Source organism: Marinobacter sp. UBA5687 (assembly GCF_002420325.1).
Lineage (GTDB): Bacteria > Pseudomonadota > Gammaproteobacteria > Pseudomonadales > Oleiphilaceae > Marinobacter > Marinobacter nauticus.
In genome coordinates this window covers 3,001-12,924 of record NZ_DIHV01000056.1, presented here as the reverse complement: position 1 = coordinate 12,924, position 9,924 = coordinate 3,001, and the positions used below count along the sequence as shown (strand labels likewise).

The 9,924-nt window shown below is 59.5% G+C and carries 8 protein-coding genes; 2 read left to right on the top strand and 6 right to left on the bottom strand.

Features of this window, described 5'->3' with window-relative positions; genetic code table 11:
* From B3Y70_RS05925 to B3Y70_RS05915, 3 genes are all read right to left on the bottom strand, one after another.
* Window positions 1-1,167 (bottom strand): LutB/LldF family L-lactate oxidation iron-sulfur protein (locus B3Y70_RS05925; RefSeq protein ID WP_288589394.1); only part of this gene is annotated, 1,167 nt, incomplete at its 3' end.
* Complete coding sequence (locus B3Y70_RS05920; RefSeq protein WP_286895986.1) at window positions 1,164-1,991, bottom strand: (Fe-S)-binding protein; 828 nt, start codon at window positions 1,989-1,991, stop codon at window positions 1,164-1,166. The genes B3Y70_RS05925 and B3Y70_RS05920, both read right to left, overlap by 4 nt.
* A gap of 63 nt (window positions 1,992-2,054) precedes the next feature.
* Window positions 2,055-3,746 (bottom strand): L-lactate permease, encoded by a 1,692-nt coding sequence (locus B3Y70_RS05915; RefSeq protein ID WP_286895984.1) that lies wholly within the window; start codon window positions 3,744-3,746, stop codon window positions 2,055-2,057.
* A 220-nt stretch (window positions 3,747-3,966) separates the two neighbouring features.
* Here B3Y70_RS05915 and B3Y70_RS05910 point away from each other — a divergent pair, with 220 nt between their 5' ends.
* Entirely contained in the window at window positions 3,967-4,752 is a 786-nt protein-coding gene (locus tag B3Y70_RS05910) for an FCD domain-containing protein (RefSeq protein WP_153739843.1), read from the top strand.
* Between the two features lie 115 nt (window positions 4,753-4,867).
* Here the strand turns inward: B3Y70_RS05910 and B3Y70_RS05905 are convergent, their stop codons facing one another.
* The 3 genes from B3Y70_RS05905 to B3Y70_RS05895 all read right to left on the bottom strand — a co-directional run bounded on the left by B3Y70_RS05905 (window position 4,868) and on the right by B3Y70_RS05895 (window position 7,442).
* Window positions 4,868-5,626: a putative 4-mercaptohistidine N1-methyltransferase gene (locus tag B3Y70_RS05905; protein WP_014420283.1), complete on the bottom strand. Its 759-nt coding sequence runs from the start codon at window positions 5,624-5,626 to the stop codon at window positions 4,868-4,870.
* A complete protein-coding gene (locus tag B3Y70_RS05900; protein WP_041654478.1) occupies window positions 5,619-6,800 on the bottom strand; it encodes a mechanosensitive ion channel family protein in 1,182 nt (393 codons plus the stop codon). The genes B3Y70_RS05905 and B3Y70_RS05900 overlap by 8 nt, the downstream gene beginning before the upstream one ends.
* A 93-nt stretch (window positions 6,801-6,893) precedes the next feature.
* The gene (locus B3Y70_RS05895; protein ID WP_278801715.1) at window positions 6,894-7,442 is read right to left on the bottom strand and encodes a glutathione peroxidase; all 549 of its coding nucleotides are present in this window, start codon (window positions 7,440-7,442) and stop codon (window positions 6,894-6,896) included.
* Between the two features lie 185 nt (window positions 7,443-7,627).
* On the opposite strand from B3Y70_RS05895, the gene B3Y70_RS05890 reads away from it, so the two are divergent.
* Window positions 7,628-9,924 (top strand): ExeM/NucH family extracellular endonuclease (locus B3Y70_RS05890; protein ID WP_288589396.1); only part of this gene is annotated, 2,297 nt, incomplete at its 3' end.

The following is a 9,924-nucleotide window of genomic DNA, read 5'->3' as shown; positions in this document are numbered from 1 at the left end:
GCGCTGCAGCATTTCCGGGATCGGAATCTTCACCGGACACACTTCGCCACAGGCGCCACACAATGAGGACGCGCTGGGATGATCCGGTACCTTGTGCAGGCCAACCATATGCGGCGTAATAATCTTGCCGATCGGCCCCGGATACACTTCACCATAGGTGTGGCCACCCACACGGGTATAGACCGGGCAGTGGTTCATGCACGCACCGCAGCGGATACAGTTCAACGTCTGGCGCAGTTGGGCATCGGCGAAAGCACCGCTGCGGCCATTGTCCAGCAGCACCAGATGCACTTCTTCCGGACCATCCAGCTCATCCGCCTTGCGCGGGCCGGAAATCATGTTCACGTAAGTGGTGATCGGCTGGCCCAATGCGGAGCGGGTCAGCAGCGACAACAGAGGCACCACGTCCCGCAGGTTCTCCACCACTTTTTCGATACCGGTAACAGCAATGTGCACCGGTGGCGCCGTGGTACTCATGCGGCCATTGCCTTCGTTTTCCACCAGCAGCAAGGTACCGGTTTCGGCAATGGCGAAGTTCACGCCGGAGACCCCGACATCCGCTTCAAGGAATTTCTGGCGCAGGGTGCGGCGACCAATCTGGATCAGTTCGTTCACATCCTCGGTCTCATCCACGCCCAGTTTGTCGTGGAACAGTTTAGAGACCTGAAAGCGGTTCTTGTGAATCGCCGGCATGATGATGTGGGAGGGCTTTTCGCCATCCAGCTGGACGATGTACTCACCCATGTCCGACTCCAGGCACTCGATGTTGCGTTCAGCCAGGTAGTCGTTCATTTCCATTTCTTCGCTGACCATGGATTTACCCTTCACCACCTGAGAGCCCTGCTTCGCCTCAATGATGGAGTGGACAATCCGGTTGGCCTCTTCGGTAGTCTCGGCCCAGTGAACCTTGACACCGTTGTCGGTCAGCTTCGATTCCAGCTGCTCAAGCAAATCCGGCAACCGGGACAGCGCCCGGGCCTTGATATGGTTGCCGAGTTCCCGCAGGCCTTCACGCTCTTCCTCGTCCGGAAAAGCATCGGCCCGCTTTTTCATCAGCGAGTCCATAGCGACCCGGAAGTTGGTGCGCAGCTGGTCGTCGGCCAGGGCGCCCACCGCGCGGCCACGGAAGCTATCGGTGAGCTCTTTTACCGGTATACGCTGGCTCATGGTTTCACCTCTCCGCTCACCCGCTCCCATAGAAAGCTGGCCAGATGCCGGCCCCGGAACGTCTGTTTCTGTTTTTCCAGGGAGCCGTTGATGTTGAGCAGGCAGCCGCCATCGGCGGTCACCATTTCCGCTGCACCGGATTCCCGCAACGAACGGGTTTTGTCGAGTACCATGGCACCGGACACTTCCGGCATGCGCACGGAGAAGGTGCCGCCAAAGCCGCAACATTCGCTTTCATGATCGTGGTCCAGCCGCTCGACGTTCGCCAGCTTACCCAGCAACTCCCTGGCGTGCAGGTGGGTGTTCATTTCCCGGCGGGCGGAACAGGAAGTGTGCAGGGCAATCTGCGTGGACTGGCCGAGATCCTGCCAGTCCACCTTGCATACATGCAGCAGAAACTCGGTCAGCTCGAAGGTGCGTTCAGCCAGGCTTTCGACACGTTTGAGGGTATCCGGTTCTTCTGCAAAGACTTCCCGGTAATGCTGCCGAAACATGCCGGCACAGGAGCCGGAGGGCACCACCACGGGCAAACCATTATCGAGCAGATTGAGCTGTGCCCGCGCAACCTCCCGGGCCTCGTTCACGTAGCCGGAGGTCCAGGCCGGTTGGCCGCAGCAGGATTGCTCCTGCGGAAAGTGCACTCGAATGCCTTCCCGTTCCAGCAGGCGGATGGCATCCAGGCCGGCCTCGGGAAAGAACAGGTCCACCACGCAGGTGCCGAACAGCGTAACCTCGGCCGGCTTGGCCGGATACGTTCGTGGCTTGGGGCGTTCAGGAGCCACGCGGGTGGCATTGGGGGCGGCGTCGTAGAACAGCTCACTCATCAGTCATTGCCTCCGGGCGGTCCGGCCGGCAGCCGGCCACCCGTTGTGGTTATCCCAGTGTTATCAGTTCAGCAGCGGGTCCGTCAGCCCCAGACCGTAGGCGGCCAGAAGCGCAATCGAACCGGTCATCACCAGGTAGTATAGGGTCGGCCACACCGTCTTGCGCAGTGTCTGACCTTCACGGCCCAGCAACCCGACCGTAGCAGATGCTGCCACCACGTTATGGATGGCCACCATATTGCCTGCCGCAGCACCCACGGCCTGCACCGCCACCATCAGTGCGGTGGACAAACCAAGGCTCTCGGCAACGCCAAACTGGAACTGGCTGAACATCATGTTGGAGACCGTGTTGGAACCGGCCAGGAACGCACCGAGCGCACCCACCGTGGGGGCCAGCAACGGGTAAATGCCGCCAACCGCATCGGCAGCCCAGGTGGCCATGGCCAGCGGCATGCTCGGCAGGTCCGACAGGTTAACGCCGGAGTTGATCAGTATCCGCACCATAGGCACGGTGAACAGCAGCACGAAACCAGCACTGAGCAATACGCCACCGGATTCTTTCACCGCTGAATTCAGCGCTTTCAGGTTCATCCGGTGGATGAAGAAGGTCGCCAGCACTACCATCACCAGAATACCGCCCGGCAGGTAAAGTGGCTGGATCCCGGCATTAATACCTGCTTCTCCCAGAATGTTGGAGAACGACACGCCAACGCTGGTGAAAGCTTGCTTGATCGGCTCAACGGTGCGGCTCAGAACCAGTACCACGCCAACCAGCACGTAGGGTACCCACGCCCGGAAACCGCTCATCGGTTTGGCGGCGATGTCTTCCAGTTTCATCTCAATGCTGCCCAGCCACTCACTGGGCCAGTCTTTGCTGTCGGCAAAACCCCAGGTCCGCTTCGGAATCAGGAAGCCTTTTTTGGCGGCAGTGGTCACAATCGCCAGACCAATCAGGCCACCCAGCAGAGACGGGAACTCCGGCCCCAGAATCACCCCGGTCAGGGCGTAGGGAACGACAAACGAGATGCCGGCAAACAACGCAAATGGCAGGACCTCCAGCCCCTCTTTCCAGCTTTTGTTCTTGCCGAAGAAGCGGGTCATCATCGTCACCATCAGTACCGGCATAACGACACCGACAATGGCGTGGGTGATGGCCACTTCCGAGGTGATCAGCTGCAGGTAGGTATCCCAGTTGGAGCCCAGGGCTTCCAGTCGCTCGGTAATGCTGGCCCGATCCAGACCCGTTGTCACTCCCACCACAATCGGTGTACCTACAGCACCAAAGGATACCGGCGTGCTCTGTACCATCATGCCCAGCATGACGGCAGCCATGGCCGGAAAACCGACCGCAACCAGCAGGGGCGCGGCGATGGCCGCTGGCGTACCAAAGCCAGAGGCACCTTCGATAAAGCTGCCGAACAGCCAGACAATGATGATGGCCTGAATGCGGCGATCCGGGGTGATGTTGGTAAAGCCAGCCCGAATCGTGGTGATGGCACCGGAATGTTTCAGGGTGTTCAGCAGCAATATCGCGCCGAAGATTATCCACAGCAGGCCAATCGTAATCACCAGCCCTTGCAGGGTGGAGGCGAGGATACGGTTCAGGGTCATATCCCAGGCGCCGTAGCCGATCAGCGCGGTGACCAGAAATACCACGGGCATGGCATGGCGGGCGGGCCAACGCATGCCAATCAGCAGCACTCCAGCCAGGAGAATGGGCGTAAACGCCAATAGGGCGAGCAATCCGGACGACATTATGTTCTCCAGGGTCTTGTTGTTGGATTCTGTTTTTGGATAATTGGTATTACCAATTTACAAACCTGTGCCGAGTACGTTATTTGAGCAGGCCTTGTGGTGTCAAAACCGCCCACTCATACATTAGTCGTATTGCCTTGAAGTTTTGTTGTAAAAACAAGCGTAGACGCAGGTAAGATTTATTGGTATGACCAATTTTTAGACACACAAGTGAGGCATCATGCCCATCAATCAGATTGCTCCCAAGCGGCTGGCCGACACCATTGTCGAGCAGCTGGAGACCATGATTCTGGAAGGAACCCTGGAGCCGGGGCAGCGCCTGCCGCCGGAACGGGTACTGGCGGAGCAATTCGGCGTATCCCGCCCGTCACTCAGAGAAGCCGTGCAGCGCCTGGCGGCCAAAGGCCTGCTGAAAAGCCGCCAGGGCGGCGGCAATTATGTGGCGGAGAATCTGGGAAGCAGCTTCAGCGACCCACTCATCCCGCTACTGGAAAAGCACCCGGAAGCACACCGGGATTTGCTCGAGTTCCGTCGCACACTGGAGGGCGACTGTGCCTTCTACGCGGCCCTGCGCGCCACGGAAGTGGATCTGGCACGGCTGGGCAAAGCCTGGGAAGAGCTCCACGCCTGCTACCAGAATTCCACTGCCCACAATCTGGAAGAAGAAGGGGCTGCCGATGCCCGCTTCCACATGGCTATTGCTGAAGCCAGTCACAACGTGGTGCTGCTGCACACCATGCGCAACCTGTTCAGCATGCTCAAGAACAACATTGTCACCAACATCGGTGGCATGTACTCCCGCGAGGTTCAGACCCGCCAGGGCCTGATGGACCAGCACCAGAAGCTGTATAACGCCATCGTTGAAGGCCGGGAAGAAGACGCCAGGGCCATCGCCGGGGAACACATACAGTTTGTGCAGCAAACCATATCGGAACGCAGCGAAACCGCGCGACGGCGTGAACGGGCGTTGAGAAGGGAAGGGAGCGGCGAACACCGGGCTCCATAAAAAAGCCGGGGCAAGCCCCGGCATAAGCAATCACACGATGCATCAACACAATGCATGTCGTCCTGATGAGCCTTCACACTAACCGGAAGAGATGACGCTTGTGTGACAGGGCACGCTAATCCGGCAACTTCTCCCAGATTGTGAGCTCCGAAAAACTGTGCTGGAACTTGTTGCGGGTCTCCCGGATCACGAAGGGCAGGCTCCGGGGCTCTGCCAGCAAGCGGAAACGGGGGGATAACGCCGCCTTGAGCCCATCCAGGGTGGTGAATGGCTCACCGTCTTTCAGGAAACCACCGAGCCAGTCCTGCCTGGGCGTGTACTCCTCCAGCCAGGTATAGGGTGAAGCAATCACCAGCAGCCCCAGCGCATTGATACGCTCATGGATCTGTTCCAGAAACAGGCATGGGTTGTAGAGACGGTCAATCAGGTTGCCGGCCAGCACCAGATCGTAGTCCCGGTAATCAGCGCCGAGATTGCAGGCATCGCCCTGATGGAACGCCACGCGGCGGGCAGCCTCAGTCAGACCCAGGGCTGCCAGTGACCGCTCCTGGTAGCTGACCAGCTCGCCCTCTTCGGGCCGCGCATACCGCGCAACCCCCTCCCGCACCACCTCACGGCATTTGCCGATAAAGGTTTCCGAATAATCGACCCCATCGACATGGTCAAACTGGCGGGCCAGCTCCAGCGAGGTACGTCCTACCGCACAACCGATATCCAACGCCCGGCAGGTGGCGCGGCCATCCAGCGCTCCAAGCGCGGCATCGGCCAGTTCTTTCGCGAAGTTGGCTTCACCATGCCAGCTTTCACCGAAGTGAAACTCCAGATACTGGGCCAGGGTGGTGTTGCTTTCGTAGTAGCCGGACGGCTCATTCATGATTGTCTCCTGGCGCCGACAGGCCTTTCCCTTGTTCCGTCGACCTTGGGTAAAACGGTTGTACCAACGGCGCAAGCCCTTTGGCATCATCTATGAACAGTTGCAGGTGCGGGAAAGGTATTTCAATGTCCGCTTCGTCCAGGGCCTCTTTAATCTTCTCAAGCACATCAGCCATAATTCTGGGCTGAACCTCCAGATTGTCCGGTGTAATCCAGATCTTGACCTCCAGATCGACTGAAGAGTTGCCCAGGGTCTTGACCACCACTCGCGGCTCCATACCCGGCCCCTGCAAGACTTCAGAGTGCGCCAGCAGAACCGGCATTATCACGTCCCGCGCTGCCCTGGCAGACTCCTTGTAGGCAATGCCAACTGGAATGTTCAGGCGCGTCGCCCCTTCGGCGCTGTAATTGATGATCTCCGAGGACGCCACGTTATCGTTCGGGATCATGGTAAAGATATTGTCCCGGGTACGCAGCCAGGTGGTCCGCAGGGCGATCTTCACCACCTTACCATCCTGGCCGTTGATGGTGACCCAATCGCCAATCCGGAAGGGGCGCTCAATCAGCAACGTAATACCCGCAATAAAGTTCGACAGCGTGGACTGGGCCGCAAACCCGACGGCAATCCCCACGATCCCCAGACCCGCGACGATGGAGACCACATCGAAACCGAACTGGGACAGCACCGTAACGGCCGCGAAGGTAACGGTGAGCACCGAGAACAGATTCTCGACCAATTGGCGGATAGAGGGTTCCAGACGGTAGCGATTCATCGTCTCCCGCAGCAGACGACCAATCGCCAGCCAGCCCACAAAAAAGCCCAACGCCATCAGGCCCGCCCTGGCCATGCCCTTCAACAGCTCCGGCGAGGCCTCGAATTGCGCCATAATCACCAGCAATCCGCCCAGCCCGAACAGATAACGGATGCCAGTGCGCAACTGACCAAACCAGGGCTTCGAGCTGCGTCGGCTGCCGACGACAAGGCGTATCAGGCTGATCAGAATGGCATAGACCAGCAACAGAATGCCGAGGTAGATCACCGAAATCAGCAGTTGACTGAGAACATGCCCGGCCAGGGCCACCCAATCGGTCTGTCCGCCCGCGAGAGCGTCCAGGGTAGCCGAGAGATTCTGTGCTATCTGGCTTCGTACGGATTCAAACAGGGCTTCTGCCATAGGGCATCCTTTTCCAAACACTGCATACTACACCCGGAGCGGTGAACAACCTTTGCCTTCAGAATAGACTGCTATCCGCAAACCGGCCGGGGATTACAGAACCGATTCCAGGGCCTGAATCAACCGGGCATCTTCGGGACGCACCTGGCTCGGGAAACGGGCTGCCACCTTACCCTCACGATCGATCACATACTTGGTGAAGTTCCAGCTTGGCGGCTGGCTCTGGCGATTGATTTCCTGAAACACCGGATTGGCCTGCTCACCGGTCACTGCGCTCGGCGCGAGCATGGTAAAACTCACACCAAAGTTCACAAAACAGACCTTCGCGGCTTCTTCTTCGGAATCCGCCTCTTGCCGGAAGTCATCACTGGCAAATCCCACGACCGTCAGCCCCCGATCCTTGTACCGCTGGTGCAAGGCCTCCAGGCCTTCAAACTGACCGGTATAACCACAACGGCTGGCTGTGTTCACCACCAGCATCGGCTTGCCAGCAGCCACCTCGCACAGATTCACCGAATCCCGGGAGTGCAGCTTGCGCTGCTCGTGGCCCAGGAAATCCGGGCAATCCCGGGCAACGGCAGGCACCGTCAACCCTAACAGTAAAAGCACACTCACACACTTCAAGACTGTCCAACGCATCATCGGTCCTCCTGTCGACACATCCCCTGTATACGCACTGGATTACCAAACTGCTCAGGCGCGTTGTCCACATTGACACAAACCGGCAAAGCATCCTTCACAAAACTCTCATGTCATCGTCACACAGCACGGTCAGATTGTGGTGTCAAAACACACAACATAACCGAAACAAGGACAGTACCATGACGATGAAACCAACGCTGCTGGCAGCCGCCATCGGCGGCCTTCTGGCTTCGACAACACAGGCATCGCTGGTCATCAGCGAGTATGTCGAAGGCTCCAGCAACAACAAAGCCATTGAACTGCTCAACACCGGCGACGCCGTGGTGGATCTTGCCCCCTGGGAGCTGCAGGTTTTCTTCAACGGCAGCGCCAACCCCGGGCAAACCTTCAACCTGGAAGGTTCGATTGCTCCGGGCAGCAACTTCGTTTTCGCGCATAGCGATGCTGACCCGGCCATTCTCGCTGTGGCGGATCAAACCACCGGAGCCGGGCTGTTCAACGGTGATGACGCTGTCCTGCTCCTGAACGGCGGCACGGTTGCCGACAGTATCGGCCAGGTCGGCACAGACCCCGGCAGCTACTGGGGGTCCGGGGATACCCGCACCCAGGATCGCACTCTGCGCCGCCGTGCAGGCACCCTGGCCGATACCGATGCCTACGACGATTACGACCCGGCCACGGTCTTTGACGGCTTTCCCCTGAACAGCTTCGACGATCTCGGCGTCGCCGGCAACGATGACGATAACCCGGACCAGCCACCGACTGCGCCGGATCTGACCTGTGGCGCTCCCGCCACCCGCATTTCGGACATTCAGGGCGAAGGCGATATCAGCCCGGTTGCCGGCCAGCACGTGGTAATCGAGGCCGTGGTTACGGCCGCCTTCAACACCAACGATGGCCTTGGCGGCATCTTTGTGGAGGAAGAAGCCTCAGACCGCGACGACAACCCTGCCACCTCCGAAGGCCTGTTTGTCTATGCGCCAACTCTGAACGCCGAGCCCGGCCAGCGCCTGCGGCTTGCCGGTGAAGTGACCGAATACGACGGCCTGACCGAATTGACCAACCTGAGCGGTACCGAAAACTGTGGCACCTCGGAGCTTCCACCACCGACGAATATTTCACTGCCCTGGGCCGATGCAACAGCTCCGGAAGCCTTTGAAGCCATGCGAGTAAAATTCAGCGCGCCTCTTGTGGTGAACGACAACTACGACCTGGGCCGTTACGGCAGCCTGACCCTCGGGAGCGGTCGCCACTTTATCCCCACCAGTATCGCTGAGCCCGGAGCGGATGCCGCACTGGTGGCTGATCTGAATGCGCTGGACCGGATTATCCTGGACGACGCCAGTAACCGCCAGAACCCGGCCATCGTGCCCTACCCGACACCGCAACTGAGCGCCAGCCAGACCGTGCGCGCTGGCGACACCGTTCAGGATCTTGCCGGCGTTCTCGACTACCGTTTTTCGGAATGGCGTCTGCAGCCGACCGCCAGCCCGTCCTTCAGCCAGACCAATGCACGCAAAGCCGAGCCCGGGCTTGAGGATCGAGGCAACCTGGTGGTGGCTTCTTTCAACGTGCTGAACTTCTTCAACGGTGACGGCATGGGTGGCGGATTCCCGACGGCGCGGGGCGCATACAACCCGGCAGAACTGGCCCGCCAGACCGAGAAGCTGGTCAGTGCCCTGGTCGCCCTTGATGCCGACATCATCGGCCTGATGGAAATCGAGAATGACGGCTACGGCCAGACCAGTGCCATTGCCGAACTTGCCGGGGCCCTGGGTTCCGAATGGCAGTGGGTCGACCCCGGCCTGGCACAACTGGGTAATGATGACATTGCCGTTGGCCTGCTGTACCGCGCCGACCGTGTCGAGATCGTTGGCACCGCCGCCACTCTGAGCGCGGCTCCTTTTGATCAGTTGAACCGCCAGCCCCTGGCACAGACCTTCCGGCTGAAGGATTCAGACGATGGCGTCACCATTGCCGTCAACCACTTCAAGTCCAAAGGCTGCGGCAGTGCCGAAGGCAGCAACGCTGACCAGAACGATGGTCAGGGCTGCTGGAATCCAGTACGGACCCAGGCCGCCCAGGCGCTGGCATCCTGGCTGGCAGACGATGCCACCGGAACCGACGAACCGGATGTGTTAATCATCGGCGACCTCAACGCCTACGCGAAAGAGGACCCCATTCGCGCCCTGGCCAATGCTGGATATACCGATCTACTGGCGACCTACGTTGGCGAGCAGGCGTATTCCTACGTGTTCTATGGCCAGGCCGGCTATCTGGACCACGCTCTGGCCAATACCGCCCTGGCCGGCAAAATTGCCGACACCACCGTCTGGCCGATCAATGCCGACGAGCCCAGAGCCCTGGACTACAACACCGAGTTCAAGACCCCGGAGCAGCAGGCCAGCTTCTACGCACCGGACGCTTACCGGGCCTCTGACCATGACCCTGTGATCGTTGCCCTGAATCTCGATACCAGAAC

Excerpts from the sequence above, each read along its gene's own strand:
- B3Y70_RS05920 (WP_286895986.1), bottom strand. The coding sequence starts at position 1,991 with ATGAGTGAGCTGTTCTACGACGCCGCCCCCAATGCCACCCGCGTGGCT.
- B3Y70_RS05915 (WP_286895984.1), bottom strand. The coding sequence starts at position 3,746 with ATGTCGTCCGGATTGCTCGCCCTATTGGCGTTTACGCCCATTCTCCTG.
- B3Y70_RS05910 (WP_153739843.1), top strand. The coding sequence starts at position 3,967 with ATGCCCATCAATCAGATTGCTCCCAAGCGGCTGGCCGACACCATTGTC.
- B3Y70_RS05905 (WP_014420283.1), bottom strand. The coding sequence starts at position 5,626 with ATGAATGAGCCGTCCGGCTACTACGAAAGCAACACCACCCTGGCCCAG.
- B3Y70_RS05900 (WP_041654478.1), bottom strand. The coding sequence starts at position 6,800 with ATGGCAGAAGCCCTGTTTGAATCCGTACGAAGCCAGATAGCACAGAAT.
- B3Y70_RS05895 (WP_278801715.1), bottom strand. The coding sequence starts at position 7,442 with ATGATGCGTTGGACAGTCTTGAAGTGTGTGAGTGTGCTTTTACTGTTA.